Annotated in this window: 15 protein-coding genes; 14 read left to right on the plus strand and 1 reads right to left on the minus strand. The window is 35.1% G+C overall.

Features of this window, described 5'->3' with window-relative positions:
• Positions 1-22 precede the first annotated feature (22 nt).
• The 9 genes from OIZ54_RS01240 to OIZ54_RS01280 all read left to right on the plus strand — a co-directional run bounded on the left by OIZ54_RS01240 (position 23) and on the right by OIZ54_RS01280 (position 7,620).
• Complete coding sequence (locus tag OIZ54_RS01240) at positions 23-835, plus strand: DUF3025 domain-containing protein (RefSeq protein ID WP_264389462.1); 813 nt, start codon at positions 23-25, stop codon at positions 833-835.
• Positions 832-1,620: an ABC transporter ATP-binding protein gene (locus tag OIZ54_RS01245; protein WP_264389463.1), complete on the plus strand. Its 789-nt coding sequence runs from the start codon at positions 832-834 to the stop codon at positions 1,618-1,620. Before OIZ54_RS01240 ends, OIZ54_RS01245 begins: the two co-directional genes overlap by 4 nt.
• Positions 1,613-2,821, plus strand: a complete 1,209-nt coding sequence (locus OIZ54_RS01250; protein WP_029773610.1) for an ABC transporter permease — start codon at positions 1,613-1,615, stop codon at positions 2,819-2,821. Before OIZ54_RS01245 ends, OIZ54_RS01250 begins: the two co-directional genes overlap by 8 nt.
• A 139-nt stretch (positions 2,822-2,960) precedes the next feature.
• The gene (locus OIZ54_RS01255) at positions 2,961-4,970 is read left to right on the plus strand and encodes an IPT/TIG domain-containing protein (RefSeq protein ID WP_264389464.1); all 2,010 of its coding nucleotides are present in this window, start codon (positions 2,961-2,963) and stop codon (positions 4,968-4,970) included.
• 64 nt (positions 4,971-5,034) lie between these two features.
• Entirely contained in the window at positions 5,035-5,457 is a 423-nt protein-coding gene (locus OIZ54_RS01260) for a hypothetical protein (RefSeq protein ID WP_264389465.1), read from the plus strand.
• Between the two features lie 90 nt (positions 5,458-5,547).
• Positions 5,548-5,688: a hypothetical protein gene (locus OIZ54_RS01265; RefSeq protein ID WP_170173897.1), complete on the plus strand. Its 141-nt coding sequence runs from the start codon at positions 5,548-5,550 to the stop codon at positions 5,686-5,688.
• Between the two features lie 106 nt (positions 5,689-5,794).
• Positions 5,795-6,373 (plus strand): hypothetical protein, encoded by a 579-nt coding sequence (locus OIZ54_RS01270; RefSeq protein ID WP_264389467.1) that lies wholly within the window; start codon positions 5,795-5,797, stop codon positions 6,371-6,373.
• Positions 6,374-6,413: 40 nt separating this feature from the next.
• Positions 6,414-7,106: a hypothetical protein gene (locus OIZ54_RS01275; RefSeq protein WP_096041675.1), complete on the plus strand. Its 693-nt coding sequence runs from the start codon at positions 6,414-6,416 to the stop codon at positions 7,104-7,106.
• A gap of 73 nt (positions 7,107-7,179) precedes the next feature.
• Entirely contained in the window at positions 7,180-7,620 is a 441-nt protein-coding gene (locus OIZ54_RS01280; protein ID WP_248461553.1) for a hypothetical protein, read from the plus strand.
• 475 nt (positions 7,621-8,095) lie between these two features.
• Here OIZ54_RS01280 and OIZ54_RS01285 read toward each other — a convergent pair whose 3' ends face one another.
• Positions 8,096-11,176, minus strand: a complete 3,081-nt coding sequence (locus OIZ54_RS01285; RefSeq protein WP_264389468.1) for a VWA domain-containing protein — start codon at positions 11,174-11,176, stop codon at positions 8,096-8,098.
• 1,042 nt (positions 11,177-12,218) lie between these two features.
• On the opposite strand from OIZ54_RS01285, the gene OIZ54_RS01290 reads away from it, so the two are divergent.
• From OIZ54_RS01290 to OIZ54_RS01310, 5 genes are all read left to right on the plus strand, one after another.
• Positions 12,219-13,253, plus strand: a complete 1,035-nt coding sequence (locus tag OIZ54_RS01290) for a hypothetical protein (RefSeq protein WP_264389469.1) — start codon at positions 12,219-12,221, stop codon at positions 13,251-13,253.
• A gap of 125 nt (positions 13,254-13,378) precedes the next feature.
• Entirely contained in the window at positions 13,379-15,433 is a 2,055-nt protein-coding gene (locus OIZ54_RS01295; RefSeq protein ID WP_264389470.1) for an MSCRAMM family adhesin SdrC, read from the plus strand.
• A 470-nt stretch (positions 15,434-15,903) separates the two neighbouring features.
• Positions 15,904-16,341, plus strand: coding sequence for a hypothetical protein (locus tag OIZ54_RS01300; protein ID WP_264389471.1), 438 nt, complete (start codon positions 15,904-15,906; stop codon positions 16,339-16,341).
• Positions 16,341-17,000 carry a hypothetical protein gene (locus tag OIZ54_RS01305; protein ID WP_264389472.1) on the plus strand — a complete coding sequence of 220 codons (660 nt, stop codon included), beginning with the start codon at positions 16,341-16,343 and terminating at the stop codon, positions 16,998-17,000. Before OIZ54_RS01300 ends, OIZ54_RS01305 begins: the two co-directional genes overlap by 1 nt.
• A gap of 38 nt (positions 17,001-17,038) precedes the next feature.
• A complete protein-coding gene (locus OIZ54_RS01310; protein ID WP_096041681.1) occupies positions 17,039-17,482 on the plus strand; it encodes a hypothetical protein in 444 nt (147 codons plus the stop codon).
• Positions 17,483-17,526: the final 44 nt, after the last annotated feature.

Consider the following 17,526-nt stretch of genomic DNA (forward strand, 5'->3'; position numbering starts at 1 on the left):
GCATAAATTGTTAAAGGTATAAATGAAGCGCTTTACTCCGCCCGAGCAATGGCAAGTTAGTAGTTTGAAAAGCGGTGCGTTTGAGCACTTACGAACACTGTTTAATATTGATAAACAAACTGATTGGCCAACCCCCGATTGGTTCAGTGTATATTTGAATGCCATTAATGCTAATAACCTCCCCATAACGTTTGAAGACGATGCAAACGTTGATTTTGGCGAGCGCTATTACGAGCAAGTCATTTTTGAAACTGGCGTAGTGCCAACACGCAGTAAAAATTGGCACGACTTATTTGGTGGCTTTATTTGGTGTTTGTTTCCAAAAACCAAGGCGCTTATTAATCAGCGCCACGTACAAGAAATAGTGCAGCACGGCTTAAAGCAACGTACTAAACATCGTAATGCACTCACATTATTTGACGAGTGCGGCGTGGTGCTTGCCATTAGTGATACTAAGTGGCAAACACTTTTAACAGAGCACCAATGGAAAACTGCATTTATAACTCACCGAGAAGAGTGGGGCAAAACAATACAACCTTTTATGTTTGGCCACGCTAATTATGAAATGCTCACAAAGCCCTATATTGGTTTAACGGGTAAAGCGTTATTTGTATGTGTACCGGATGAAATATTTTGTAAAGATTTAGTTACTCAATATCAGTACCTAGACCAAGTACTTTATGAGAAGATAAAAATAGAGCATTGCTTAGCCGATAACAAACAGCTTTCTCCATTGCCATTATTAGGTGTACCAGGGTGGCATGACGCAAATGAGAATGAATCGTTCTATGATAATACCGATTACTTTAGAGCTAAACGAAGGATACGAAAATGATAGAAGTCGCAGGGCTTAAAAAAAAGTTTAAGTTAACCAAGGATCACAAAAAAAATAAAGTTGATGGTATAGACCCGCGTGAAGATAAAGATTTTTTTCATTCAGTAAGAGATGTCAGCTTTCAATGTGCAAAAGGCGAAGTGTTAGGGTTACTTGGCCCTAATGGCGCGGGTAAAACTACCACATTGCGTATGCTCTCAACCGCACTTAAGCCCGATGAAGGCACAATAACTATTGCCGGCAACGACATAATTAAAAAGCCGTTAGTAGGGCGCAAGTCTATTGGTTTTTTATCCGGTTCAACTGGTTTGTATGGTCGCCTGACCGTTAAAGAAAATATTGAATACTTTGCAAAGCTTCATGGAATGAACAAAGAGCAAATAGCGGCTCGTTGTGAAGAACTTTTTACTTTACTCGACATGCATAAATTTATTGATAAACGTGCAGAAAACCTATCTACCGGCATGAAGCAAAAAGCCAATATTGCCCGTGCTGTGGTACATCACCCAGAAGTGGTGGTACTCGATGAGCCAACAACTGGCCTTGATATCATGACCACACAAACAGTGATCAACTTTATTAAAGGCTTAAAGGCGCAAGGCACGCCTGTTATTTTTTCAACGCACCATTTAGATGAAGTGGCCCTTTTATGTGACCGTGTTGCGGTAATTAATGAAGGCGTTAGCTGCTTTGATGGCACACTTGCTGAATTCAAACAGGCAGGTAATAGTGAAGAGCTAAACCAAGCGTTTATGAATATTTTAACGGAGAAACACGATGTTTGAAGTTTTTAAAAAGGAATTAACAGAACTCCTACGCGATAAAAAAACCTTGTTGTTTGTAGTCGCTCTACCCGTTGCGGTGTTTCCCTTATTATTTGCCGTTATGGCGTTTATTAGCTCTCAAGCGGCACTCGATGCTGAACAAAAGGTACATACCTACGCCATTATTAATGGCGACTACGCGCCAGAGTTTACCGAAAAAGTGTTTTATCATAAAAGCTTTGAACTTTATAAAGGTGCTAAAACCTTTAATAGCATTGAAGAGCTAAAAGAAGGGGTAATCGCAGGTGATATAGACATGGGTATATATTTACCCACTAACGCTAAACAAGCCTTAAATGATGCCCAGCAAAGTAAGTGGGAAGTGGTATTTAATGATGCTAAATCTATCAACTTTTTATTTCAGCGTGTAAAAGAGCTCGCCAAAGAATATAGCGATGCATTACAAACAGAAAAATTAATAAGTTTTGGTATTGAAAAAGAAGCCCATTTAGCACTTTTAACACCTATTGAAGTAGTAAAGGTTGATACCGCCGATAAACGTGAAAACTTAGGTGAAAAACTAGGTGGCTTTTTGCCCTACCTACTTATTCCCATAGTTCTTATGGGCGCTACGTACCCAGCAATAGATTTAGGTGCAGGTGAAAAAGAGCGCGGTACATTAGAAACCTTATTGCTTACACCTATTACGCGTACCGAGCTGGTACTAGGCAAATTTATAACCTTACTGACAACCTCAATTGCATCAACAACTATAACTGTACTCAGTATGGGCGGGTGGATAGCCGTAGCCCTTGCATTTGCAGACCTAGAAGTAATTAAAACAGCATTTAGCACATTAGCGGTAAGTGATTTATTAATGATTTTTGTATTGTTATTACCTATTGCCGCGATATTCTCAGCATTGGCGTTAGCAATATCTATTTATGCTCGTACATTTAAAGAAGCGCAAAACTACATGGCACCATTAAGTATGGGGGTGTTTTTTCCCATCATTGTATCCATTATGCCTAATGTAGAGCTAACAGCTAAAACTGCTTTTATTCCTGTTACTAATGTAGCGCTCGCAATTAAAGAAATTGTTAAAGGCACGGTAGATTACACCCTTGTAGGCTTAATATTTTTAGCAACAGCTATTATAGCCGGCGCGTTACTTGCCTTTTGTGTTAAGTGGTTTAACCGCGAAGACGTTCTTTTCAGATAATATTTTTAATTATAAAAAGCATCACTTAAGTGGTGCTTTTTTGTTTCTTAAGCTACTTCTTTCAAAGCAGTTTGTATTAAGTCGTTAAATAGTTTAAGTTTATGGGCTGAATTATGGAACACAAAACAAGGATGGATTCTTGAAAATACCCCTCATTTACTTTTCACTATTGAGCGTAAGCAGTGCTTTTAGTTTGCTAAGTTATACAATTCCCGCTCAAGCAAAAACAATTCAATCGCCACCACCTGTAGGCACGTGGCAAAATAATGATGAAGACGCTGACGATGTGCCTGATGAGCAGGACGATTATCCGTTTGATGTAAACTTAGTTAAAGCAAAGTACTATCAAGAAACGGAATTAAACGACAATTTAGCCAAAGCAGAAAACTTGACTTCAGAGATCCCATACTTTGTTTCAGGTGTAGTGCAGCATACAGCTGATTTAGATTTATTTAAATTTACAACAAATAAAGCAGAACGTGTATCTGTTGTACTAAACACGACAAACACAATTTTCAGACCAAACATTTTTATACTCAATTCAGATGGTTCGTCGGTAGAAAAAATAAAATCAAACTTTACTGCTATTGGAAATATTGGTGCCGCTGCTAATTTTACGCTTCCTGCTGCAGATACTTATTACTTAGCTATTACTGATGTTGATGCGCGAGGGAATACTGATTTTACATATAAAGCAAAACTCTTTTTTGATGTAGATATAGATTACATAGATGATGGTCTAGAGTCAGCTTTTGGATTAATTGTTAACGATATAGATTCAGATAGAGATAGAATTTTTGACGGTACAGAATTTTATGTTTATTTAGATGGTAATACATATTCACACGATGTTGACTTGGATGGTATTCCTAATTGGTTGGATGACGATAGTGATGCAGACGGTATACCAGATAAAATTGAAGGCATTTCAGATCAAGATCAAGATGGTTTGGGTAACTTTGTAGACGTTGACTCAGATGGCAATGGCAATCTCGATAAAAATGAACTTAAGGATATTCTTACTTCTTTTCCAGCCGATACTGATGGTGACAGAGTACCAAATTACGCCGATGTTGATGACGATAACGACGGGTTACTTGATGGAAATGACGCTGAACCATTAAAAATAGTTGATTCAACTTTCCCTGGCGAAGCTGATTATAAAGATATAAGTACTGTAGATTATATTTTTAAGGGCGATTCGTATAATGGGCTTTTTGTAGAGAATGGGACGCACAAAATAAAGGGTAGAGGACTTGAAACCGAGGGCATACTCGTATTCAAACGAACTAATAATTTACCACCTATCAATAAAAAAGTATCATCATTGCTAGATGTTCCCTTTGTGCTGCCTGAGCATACCCAATCTATGTATTTTTTTGCTAAGGGTAAACGTTCCAATTCAATTAATGTGATTAAATCAAACCGTAACCTTCCATTAATATTAAAACCAGAACTTGATTACTATTCGGTGGGTGACACCTTAAGTCTATCGGGACAACATTTTTCTGATGATACGCTTGTTTTTATTGATAATATAAAAACTAAACCTTCAATTATAAATACCGAAAAGTTGACCTTTGTTGTTCCTGACGGCGTCAGATCTCAAGCTAAATTAACAGCCAAAACAACTTATGGTACAAGTAATACAGTCACAGTTAAAATTGGTGATGAAGTACTTTTAGATTACAGCCAATTGAACATACCCAATAAGGTATTAGCACCATTATTAGTTACTTCTTTAAAATCACCGATAAATCAAGAAGAGCAGCTTGGTGATGATTTAAACGTTAATTATATTTTTGGCGGTGATAGTGATGTTGTTATGGCGCTTTATATTGACGAGAACAAAGAGCCCTATGAATTTATTAATACTATGGTTTTTCAATCAGATAAAAATATTTTGATTACGCCAATTCATATAGCAGCATCTTCTGTATGGTATAGCGGTGCTTTAGGTAACAATATAGAACAAATTAATTGGAAAGAAGAGTTTAACGCGCTTAGTTCTAACGAAGACGTTAAAGTATTTGCCAACTTTATTGAAGCAAATTTAAGTAACCCTCGTTATATTGATGATAATTCAGCCAAGTACCGCTCACTTTTAAATAAAGCAATAGTGAGTTCAAAAAACTCAATATCAAACTGATAAGCAGCATCAATAAGTTATTTATTTTCAAACAGTAAAAACCAAAACTTAGTTAAGGATAATTATGAAACTATATAAATTTTTACCATTTTTTTTATTTTTTTCTTACTCTGCTAGTGCGGTACCCGATAAAGAATTTTTTGTTCAAAAGTGTTATGACAATGCCATAAAAATTGTGAACAAGGATTTTGATTCTTATATAAACGACTTTCATCCTAATGCCAAAGCAACAGAGAAATCTAAGAAGTATCTAAAAAAAATGTTTTTAAAAAAAGCAGCTAGATACGATGAATCAATTAAAACAGCTGATTACGAACGTACATTATTTTTATTGATAGATGAAAAAGAAAAAAACTTTTTGTTTGATATAGAAAAAAAAGTTCAAGTGGAAATTGGCTTTTTAAATATAAAAACCGGCAGTTCTCATTTTCTTTGTGAGTTTGGTTTGGATGAAGATACAAAAAAATGGTATAAAACGAACATTTAATAGCAGTAGTCATTGAGGACCTTATTTACTGAAGCTTAATAAATGAGGTGCTTTTTAATTGGTACAAGTTTTAATTTTAAAAGGAGCAGTATGCGCAATATAGTGATTACAGTAATTGCCGTCAGCTTAGTTTTATTAACGGGTTGCACCAATGGTGAATTAGTGGCGGATCATGGTGTAAGTTATGAAGCGAGAACTGTTGGGCCTGTAGAGTTTGAATACTCATTGTAAATTGATTAACTAAATAGTTTTTATTGCAGCGCAATACGCTAGAAGAAGGAACTTTTAAAACGTGAAAGACTCACTCTCGCACTATATTTATAACAATGTAAAAAACATGCCTGTTTTTGCACATAATGATAATTATAAACTAAAAAATACGGGGCGCTGGCCACAAAAAACAACAAAACAGTGGTTGATGTTTTTTGTAATAAATACACTTGTTGCCGTTATTTTTGGATTAATCGGCATAGACCTTACCCCCAATAAATATCCTACCTATTCAGATCCACAACTAATCCAATCAATAGTTTTAAATTTATTACTCATAAATACAATCCGCTTTGTTATATGGGTTAACCATAGTATTAAATGTGCCAAAGATTTAACCGTTGATAAACATACAGGCTGTGTAGAACCCATTGAATCAACTAAGCCGGTTAAAGTAACGGTAAAAGCATTTCCGACTAAAAGTACTCAGTTTAAAATTATTACCGGGGCATTAATTGAATACCAGAACAATAAAAAACAGGCTTTTAATCGCTTATCGATATTACAGCTTCCTGAGTTTGTAGATTGGTTAAAAGAGAAGCATGGTGTAAGTATTGATTTCAAAACTTCATTAATTACAAAATTCCCACTGTATTTTTTATTGTTAATCATTTTTTGCTTGATGATTTTGTTATTTTTTATCTAACCCTATTACAAGGGATTTCTGATTTTATAAAAGAGGCTTTATGGACTTTTTGTGTAATAAATTTAGGCGATTAACTAACTCATATAACGCGGATGAACGCCTTGAGAAAGATAGTAAGGCCGATTTAACAACGTACCCTTTATTAAATAACTTTACTAAAAAACAACTCTACCTACACAGTGTAGTAGCTTACATTGTTGGGTTTTTATTAACCTGTTTTTTTATAAGTGAAGGTAGGGTGTACGATACTAATAATAGGCCTGAATATGTTGTACTTTATTTTACCGGCTTTTACTTTGCTGTTTTAATCGCGTTTCTGTTTTTTAAACGTGGCAACAAACAATCAATTACTCTGTATCAAGACTATTTTGAATTTAAAGGCACTGGTAGTGTAAATAAAAAGTTTTACTATCGGGATATTGAAGAGGTAACCGTGGGTAAGTTTGATTACACCATAGTAAAGCGTATTCGTGGAACGGTTAGTCGCCATGAAAATATTAAACTCCCATTTTTTACTCATGCTACATTTTTATTTACTAATAAAGACACGCTGACAATTAATCGAATAAACCTTTTTATGCTGCCTGAAATAATAGAAGTAATGGTCAAAAGAACAGCTGTTGAAGTATCTTATTTATTTCCACCAGTCATTAAGGCTATAGCAATTATGTTTGCAGCACTTTTTGTAACTGTACTTACAAGTATTGTTATTGTTCAAACATACTTAATTTGATAGCTGTTAATTGATATTTTAACTTTGTTAAATTGGCGTAGCGGTTAAAAATAATGAAACACAAGGAATAAATGTGAAAAATAAAACATTAATAACGGCCATAGTAGGGTGCTTATTTAGTGCATCAACTGTTGCAATGGAGCGTTTTCATGGAGTTGAAGATGGTTCAGATGAAAATTTAAAATCAGTATGTAAAGATTATATGGTAAACAGTTATTTAAAAAATGATCCCACACTGTTTTTTTATTTATTACCTGAATCAGTAAAAAATATGGAAGATAAAATTGAGAAAAGCTGGTTTGATGACCATACCAAAAAGTTTGGTGACGAGCCAATCACTGAGTATGAATTTTTAGAGATCAGTAATAATATAGAAAAAGGAGCTTACAAAGGAAAAGCCACAAAAACTATTAGGCTTGAATTTAAAGCTGGGAAAATGGATAAAACTAAAAGAAGCCTCTGTTATTTTAAGCAATCAGAAAATGGCCGTTGGTATTTAGGTCAAAAACCTTAAACTCAATAAGGAAGGCTTAGCCTTCCTTTTTTATCATGAAAATTCATTTGTCGTGTTGGTGTATCAATGAGTTACAAATTACAAAAACAAAGCAATGGGCAGCTAAAGCAAATAACAAGACACCCATCCTAAATTTTCACTTTTCAAGTTAGAAGCTAGCCTTTGTGTAGTGTGAAAAACAAGCAGGGTGATCTGTGGCTATCGCTATCGCAAGAAAACTATGGGAAGTCCAATTCCATACAACTTTGTGGGAAGGGCTTTTACTTTCGATAATCAGCAATTACTAGCTTTGTTAAATGAAGCCGCACTTGTAATGTGTCTATGGATTTAAACCCGATTTAAGCTCACCACCCAATTCACGCGCGTATTTCATGGTCAGTTGTCCGGCCTGGACTCCTCCAAACTAACTAATATAAAAAGGCCTTCGTATAGTTAATTACGAAGGCCTTTAGTATCCTGAAGTTATCAGAGTAAGTTATTTTTTACGGCGTCTCAATATCGAAAGTGGTGCCAACATCAATGTAAGCCAAAATAGGCTGCCGCTATCATCATCACTTGAACTAACCTCGTCTGGTTCTTCCTCCGGCTCTGAGCCTTCATTTGGGATTGTTACTGTAACAGTGACTGTACCTTCAACAAAAGCCCCGTTATTGTCGGTTACTGTATAAGTAAAAGAGTCGGTTATGACCGTGCCTGGTGCTTGATCAGAAAATGCGGAGGTTGCATCATAAGTTACTTCATTTTGTTCTAAAGTAACCAATCCAATAGTCCCATCAGTTTGTATACTATTAATAGCTAATGCTTCACCATCTGGATCAGAGTCGTTTTCTAAGGGCTTAATTACTTTAATTTCTCCGGATTTCAAAGAGATATTATCAGGCTTAACTTCGGGTGCATTGTTAGATGGTTCATTGCTAACAGGTGTATCTGTATAAATAGGCTCTCCGGCACTTATTTGGTATCCCCCCATACTTGCATTTTCATCTTGATGCATAACTTCTACATAAATTTTTGATTCAAGTTGTGATTTATCAAATTTATAATATACATAATCTGTGTTGGATGGATTGCTCTGCAAAGTGATATTTTCTTGAATGGGAGTTGTACCATCAGATTTGTATATATTAAGGGTAGGAACCATCCCCAAACTCATGTCAGATACCCGTACAACTAGCTGTTTGGTTACATCTATGTCATTTATTTCATAAAAATCTTTGTCGCCCTTATTATTGATTACTCCATTCATATATACATTATTTGAAGCCAATTGTTCGCTAAAATAAAAGTCATCATTATAGTCTGAGCGTGGTACATCGTTAACAACTAACGTGGTTTTACCTATACGTACAAAATTTTCATCTATGCTTGGCAAAGCCTCCATCTCAGGTACTGAGCCATCAAGTGTAGGCGTTAATAAACCTGTTGTAGTATAAATTGCATTTCCATCATCATTATTTACATGTACTTCTATTTGGTAAATACCATTTTCGTTATATGGTGCTATTACCGAGTAGATACCATCTCCCGCTACGGCATCGCCTTCTAGACCATCATCAGACATTTCTAAATTAGTTGAATTTTGATCAGGATCGGTAATGGTTGCTAACACATTAGCGCCCGTGATTAGTTTGTCTTTAGTAATCGCTGCAGTTAAGATCATAGGACTGGGGTAGGTGACAGAGTTTCCTTGAGAGCCTTCAACACTTAATGTGTAGCTGCCCGATAGAGTAGGTTCAGCACTCACATTAACAATAGCATTTAAGCTAGTGGTATTATTTAAATTAGTAACTTGTAACTGCCATTCACCTGTTCCGTGTGATGTTATGTGTTGGTTAGTAATATAAGCACCGCAAGTTAACGTTTCTGAAGCATCATTACAGTTGAAAACCACATCGCTTACTTCACTACCTGTACTATCTAAAAGAGTAAGTTGTACATCATCTAGGTTGGCGTTGTGGTTAATAAACACACTTACGTTATCAAGCCCTGAATCAACGGCAATCACTTGAGTGGCACTTTGCGAACTTTCTATCGTAAAGGTTGTAGATGCTAAATTTTGGTTATCTGTTGCAGTAGCATTAGCTTGTAAAAAAGCATCTACAATTTCAGCAAGTGTGGTGGGTGAAGAAAAGTATTTCCCACCAGTTTCGCTAGCAAGTGTTAATAATGGCCCTGTAGGTGATGCAAAACCATAGCCTAAACTAAAAATAGCAATGTCATTATTTTGATAATTGGCGATAATTTGTTCTTGTGTATAGCTTGAGTCGTTGTCATAGCCATCAGCCAAAAGAAAAACAACGCCAGGTGCATTGCTTTCTTCGTTGAATTGATACGCGGTTAAATTATCTAATGCAAGTTGTGAAGCATCGTAGAGTGCAGTAGTGCCATTTTCGTAAATAGCATCTATTGCTGTTTTTAGTTCTGTTTTAACATTTGAATTAGGACTATCAATTTTTGTAATAGGATAATCTTGGTTAACAAGCTCTTTGTCTGAAAAAGAAATAAGCCCCATTGATGTACCACCTGAAGATGACGCATCAACAAGCACTTTAGCAGCTTGTTTGGCATTACTCATTGCTGGACCTAGCATACTATAAGATCGGTCTATCACAATTTGCATGTCTATATCACCTTCAACCCACTCTACACTAAGCTGGTTTTGGCAGGAATCTTGCGCTGCTGGTAATTCGATCTTTAATGGTGTATTTGTATCCGGAGCATTATCCGCCAAAGTTAAATAGCGTGTTCGGCTTGGCTGTGCGGTTTTACGGCCAGATTTAGGATCATCTTTAATATCTTGCAGAAGCACTTCCCACGCACTTTTACCATATATTCGGCCTTGTGCTGTACTGTCAATATTACCAATAGTGTCCTTAGTTGAGTGATTTAACCATTGCATACCTGCCGTTAATGCTTGCCATTGGTTACTCATGATAGAGGTTGTTGGTGCATCTGACTTAATAGGAGTGTTAGGCTCTGCTGAATCAGTTGTACCTTTATACTCATCAAATAAACCATACGCATAATGGCTCCATTCATGTGCTAAAGTATATCCTGCTCCTTTTGGGTCCTGTAGCATGTTATGGTCTTGACCTGGGCCCGAGCCATTAGGAAAAACATCACCAAACCAAATGTGCATGCCATTTGCGCCAAAACCGGAAACATTAGCTCGGGGCCACTCTCTTTCACCCCATATAATATCAGACTTAGAACGATGCTTGTTTTCTCTAAATACTCTTACTTTGCCAAGCTTATGTGCGCCATTAGTTTGCTCACAAACTGCATTTGCAAAATGGGAAAATATTTGCTCGTAGGCAACTTTATCTGAGCCTTGAGGGTTATTATGCAAAGATACTGTAATATCAAATACCGCTTTAGATGAATCAGTACTTAATGATGATGTGTTTTGTACTCCTTGTGACATAAGAATGTTTTGATGTTGCTGCTGGTCATTCGTACTTACACGTGACAACCAGCTGTTAGCTGCAACAGCTGAGCTTGAGGCTAAAGCAAGCCCCACGCAAATCGCACTTTTAGTTAATTTACTTTTTTGCACTGTTAATTCCTTTTTTTGTTAACGGTTATTGGTGATTTCTCTAATCATTGAACATGCTATAACTTTAAATAATTAGAACTACTATTATCGTTTTTTCTTAAATATATATAGATCAGTATTTATATTCTCAAGTATTGGTAAAAGGTTCACATTTAAGTAAGGAAAATTAATTTTTATTATTTTACATTTAGATGTATTAAATTTTTTACTGATTTTCTGGATTTACTGAATAAAATAAGAGTTAAGCTATAAATGCATGAACTAAAATAATGCTTGGTGGCTACAATAGACGGGATACAGGTACATTGCTTAATCATAACGTATGTCCAAGTTATAATGTGGCGAAAATAGTGAGTTAGAATTATAGTTAAACATTTCAAATTCATTATTTGGGTGTTTAGTGATCTCCCCAATAGTGTGAGAGTAATAGAGAGTTATAGGTGTGCGTATAATTGATGCAGAATCCACAATAACATTTTTATTTATCATCATCATCCTTGAGCAATTTAATCCTTTCAATGCAATTACTCTAGCAAAAAATAATTTTAAAAAAAAACCTGCCTGTTAATCTAAGTTATAAAATTGGAAAAGTAATAAGAGCTTTCTTTCTATTATGTATTAAAAATTAATATCGTACTTTAATTTAAAAAAGTTAATCTTTACAAAGAAGCATGTTTTTAACTCTAAAGTTCTCAACGGTAATTAAAACATGGAAGTATGAGTTAATAACTGTTTCAAGGTACTGTAAGCTGTTAGCAAAGTAGTATTTGAGTATTAAACTATAAAAACAGTTTTTATATGATTATATCTTTCAAGCTTTCAAAATTAGGTCGCAGGTTGAATTGAAGACTAGCTTAAATGTTGAGTTTAGAGTTTTATGAAAATAAAGTGTACACTTTATTTTATCTGGTTCTATTAGTACTGGACTATGGTGTGTATATAGTGTCTTAGGGGTAGCTACGGCATGAAAACGGCCGTTTGTACTTAGCTCAAAAAACCTATTTACTAAAAAAGGAAATTCATTTTTCATGATGGTGTATCAATGAGTTACAAATTACAAAAACAAAACGATGAGCAGCAAATATTTACAGATAATGGCGGAGTTTCAGGGGTTATATTTCACTTTTTGTTAATGTGCTTAGGCGCATGGCTAATTTATATTAGTGTTATAGGTATATATGAAACAGGCGAGCTAGTTTGGTCCAGTATAATAATTTTATTGGGTTTGGTGCTGTGCACGCCGGTATTAAAAGTCAATAAAGTAATACTAAGCGCTAAAAATAAAGATATTGTCAGTACACGCTCTTGGCTTGGCTTTGTTACTAAAAAAAAGCATATTATTAATTCACAGTTATCCCTTGTTGAAGTAAGTGGCTTTACAACCGGTGAGTTTGAAAAATTCTTTGATCCAGAAAAGCCAGTACTAGAACATTTTTCAATGAAGTTTTTTAGTTATCCAGAGCTCACAATGAACGTTGCGACACTTTCGGATATTTTAAAATCAGTTGCTTTTTTAGAGGCGCATTTTGATACTGATTTGGCGTTGGTTGCTGGTAATCGTAGGCATAAATTAAGTATTGATGGATTAAAAACTAAAAGCACAGAGTCAGCTGATATTCCTAATGACCGTTACTTTAAACAAAGTAACGGTGGTGAGTTAATAATAACTGCCAGACCCGTTACATCACCGCAATTTTGCTCGCTCTTAATGCTAATTTGGTTGTTTACATTATTTACTATTTGGTTTTTATTTAACCATGCAGACCTTGTAGGAGCTCAATATTTACCAGCCGCTCTACAGTCAGTTTTATCGGTAGTACTCATTGTGTTAGGGGGTTATTTAAGTATGTTAGTTATGGGCCGTAAGCGGTTTAGCGTAAGCAATGGCGATTTAATAGTTAAAGCTACTGGGGTCAAAAACAAAGTTATAAAGCTAGACGATGTGTGGGGCGCTGCCAAAGTCGCGCGAAGGACTTACCTGCTAACTAAATTTGGCGCGATTTGTTTAGGTTACAACTTACCAAGAAAATATAGTATCGCCATACATGATTGGTTTGCAAAATCTATCAATAAGTAGGTACCTATATATTTGTAACCTTGAATGGCTGTATTAATTTAGGTACGATGCTCTTATTAACTAATTAGAATTAATTTTAGGCAATCAATAAATACGTTAACGGACTAAACAACAAGGATGGAATCTTGAAAATACCCCTTATCTACTTCTCACTATTGAGCGTAAGCAGCGCTTTAAGCTTACTAAGTTATACCACCCCGGTCAAAGCAAAAGCAATCCAATCGCCACCACATGTAGGCACGTGGCAAAATAAAGATGAAGATAGCGATGGTGTGGTTGACGAACAGGACGATTATCCTTTTGATGTGAGTAAAACAGGTTTTTATGAATTAACGGAATCTGAGAATAATAATCTTGTAGAAACTTCGAATTCACTTGAGGGGAACTTTCCTGGCAGGGTTTTCGGTGAGTTAGATAACTCTGGCGATACTGATGTATTTAAATTTTCTTTTCCAAGTGAAACAATCGAAAGTAATAATAGGGTAAGTGTTATAATTACCTCTAATGATAATAATTTTTATCCAACAGCAAACTTATTTGACAGGTCAGGTACTCAACTAGCTACCTCTGTAGATTCTGATTTTAAGCCAGTAAATAGTTTAAAATATTTTTTTACTTATATTCCAGATAGTTCAGCCCCCGTATTTCTAAGTATTTCCTCGTTAAGTCAGCAAGGTATTGCTTCTTATACTGCCGAGGTATTCGTGGATAACGATGCTGATGCCATGAGTGATATTAAAGAAATCTCCTTGGGTATGAATCCTAAAAGGTCGGATACTGATAGTGATGGAATATTGGATAGTTACGAATACTTCGTATACAAAAATGGTCAACTAAATACAGATGTTGATAATGATAATATACCTAACTTTTTAGATAATGACTCTGATAACGATAATATACCTGACAGTGTAGAGTTATTCTCTGATCCTGATAAAGATAGTTTAGCTAATTTTGTTGATATAGATAGCGATGGCAATGGTTTTCTAGACAGTGTTGAAGCAGTTTCTTTAGATAACCCAATTGATACAGATTCTGATTCGGTTCCAAATTACCTCGATATCGATGATGACGGGGATGGAGTCTTTGATATTTATGATAAAAACCGATTGACTGCCGTAGATATTGCAGGTGTCAATTCGACGAGCATAAAAATGTATGGTGTATCAACTGTTTTAAGTGAGCAGGTTCAACTTTCACAGCAATCAATTCAAGGTCAGGAATTATCAATATCAGGTAAATTTACGGCCTTTACTGATTATGTTGTTGCTCTTCAAATAGGAAGTGAATTTTTTAATATTTCAGCTTCAAGTGATGAAGACACGAAGATCAAAGTTAACATCCCAAAACTATCTCTTATTCAAACAACGTCATTAAATTCTAGTGCGTTTGTTTACACAGTAGAAGACGTGCGTACTAATTCAAGTAAATTTGAACTCCTAGCACCTCAAGTACCTTTGATCTCAGAAGTAGAAAAAATTAAATATTCAAAAGGTGATAAAATAATATTAAAAGGTTGGAATTTTAATAATAAAACAACAGCTTGGTTTGGTGATGTTAATGTCCCTTCAACTAATTTTTTATCTAGTAAAGAAGTAGAGTTTAAAATACCCGACAATATTACAGATTATACTATTCAACTTGAAAACGGTTGGGGTATGGGAAACGTTTATGGAATTAATATTATAAATGAAATGTCTGCTAGGGTTAGTATTCCAGGGGATCTTAATCATAAGCTGAGTAATCTTTATTACTATGATGGTAATCAGCAGTTACAGAAGTTTTCTATTAATAATAGTAATGAGATCAATTTACCTAGCTTAGAGGATCCTATATTGACACTGTATGTTCAAAAAGGTGAAAAATATGTTCGAGTTTTGAGTTCAAATTTAGAAAGCGGTGTACCTAATATCGTTTCTATCGACTCTACCTTATTAACTTGGCTTAAGCCGTTCGATAGTCAGTTAACATTAGCCAAAATGCAGACTGATGAATCATACCCAAGACTATATGATTATATTTATGCCGAATTACTGCATAATATTTACTTTTTTGAATTTGAAGAAGAAGGTTCGCAGGCTCAATTTTTTGCTGAATTAAATACATTTATTAATTCATATAAGGCTACTGCTTTTAGCACTACTAAAAAAATTAATGGGGAAACCCCCTCGAAAAAATAGAAGCTAAAAGATAAAAAGACACCCATTTTAATTATTTTTAATAAAAAGTACACGATAGAAGCAATATTTATCAACAAATTGAGTTTAGAATAAACTCCAGTAGTGAGCTCTGCAGAGCTAAAAGTTAAAACAAGTTACGGTTATTAAAATAATATTGATTTTGAGCTTGGATCAAATAAGGCGAACAATTTGACGAGTGAATTTAGTGCTGTATCGAGTGCTTTCTAAGGCAGATAGCCTAAACTTCTATAACGCACTAAAGCAGTTAAAAGAGGTGTTAAATTTAGCAAGTTATATTAGTACTCAAGCCAACACTTATAAAATACTTGATGAGAAATACCATGAACTTTTAAATACAGCGAGTATCGCTGGTGGAAATATGGTGAACAAGCGAAAAATTTATAATGGCAATTAAATTAGCTGGCATTAGATTTATAGTTTTACAGCCTAACAGCAATAAGGAAATTATTATGGCAAGAATAACCAAAATATTAAGTAGTTTTATATTTTTAGCATGTTCACTCTCAGCATTTGCTGATGAAGTACCCGACGAGCTTAAAACAATGAGTAAGGCAATTGTCGATAGCTACCTAGTAAACGACAGCAGTGAGTTTTTAGCCCAATACCACCCAAGGTTGGGCAAAGCAATGGAAGAATACTCAAAAGGTAAAGTTGAACGTTTGTTTGAGCATAAGCGTCATGACAAGCATGAACATGAATGGGACAGTATTGAACTTGATACAGAAAAGTCTGGTTATAAAAAGTTTGATTCTCCGATGAAAAAAAGATTTTTTCCTAGCTTAGATACGCACTATATAGTTCGTTACTCATTAAAAAGGCATAAACATGGAGCGTCAATTTTTTTAGATTATGTTAAGGAAGACGGCAAGTGGTACTTGGTTAACTAATGAAAGACTCGTTATCAAAATTAATTACAAATAATGTAGAAAATATGCCGCCTTTTGCACAGGGCGGCAACTACAGCTTAAAAAATACAGGCTATTGGCCACAAAAAACCACCGGCCAGTGGACTATTTTTTATTTGGTAAACTTAATTGTGTCTGTGTTACTTGGGTTGCTGGGTATTGATTTTTTCCCGCAACCTACACATCAAGCATTTCACTTACAAACGCAGGTGTTGGTGTCAGCGCCGATTAATATGGTGCTGATAAGTAGCTTTAGGTTAGCGCTTTGGGTTCATGATAGTAAACGAAAAGCTCAGCCCATTGAAGTAAATAAGGCCAGTGGGTGTATCGCTCCTGTAAGTGGCATAAAACCAGTTAAAGTGACTGTAAAAGTGTTTCCTAAAAGTAACTTTGAACAAGAGAAGTTTCATATTTTTACAGGGTTACAAGTTGAATATGATGATAATACCAAACAACAGTTTAACCGGTTATCAGTACTTCAGTTACCAGAGTTAGTAGCTTGGCTTGAGTCAACTAAAGATGTAGAGGTTACTTTTAAAACATCGTTAATAAAAAAAGTGCCTGTTTGGTTTACCAACACCCTGTTACTTATTGTAGCGACTGTCATAGCGATACGCTTATACCAGTTGTTTTCAATTTAATTAAACTTTTATTTAGACATAAAATAGTGGAAATATAAATGAAGAATATAAGTCTACTTGGCGCATCACTTTTATTATTAGCAGGGTGTGGCAATGGCACTATAAATATTGTTGGTGTACAAAAATTCGAAGCCCCAAAAGAATTATATGAAGGTTATACAACACCACCGCGATTATTTTTAGAAATAGAAGGTGGCGAAGAAGATGAAATCTGCGAAGTGGACTTTCCTATCGATGTACTTAAAAACAAACAAGCCATAGATGAAAGTGGAATTGTACCTACTTTGAGTGTAACGTGTGACTATGATGGCATTAGTGGGGTAGGTGATAGAGTCGACTCTGAGTACGAACATGTAAAACTCAATTTTTTAGAGGGGAATAAAGCGGTTATAAGTGTAAAAGCTAAGCTTATGGTTTCGTCTGAAGATAGGTATTACGAAACACAAACAGTTGAGCCACTTGAGTTCGAATACGCCTATTAAAACAATTTTTATGAACGATTAAATTACAATATTAACGGACTAAT

The sequence above is a fragment of the Pseudoalteromonas sp. A3 genome (assembly GCF_025942345.1).
Classification (GTDB): Bacteria; Pseudomonadota; Gammaproteobacteria; order Enterobacterales; family Alteromonadaceae; genus Pseudoalteromonas; species Pseudoalteromonas atlantica.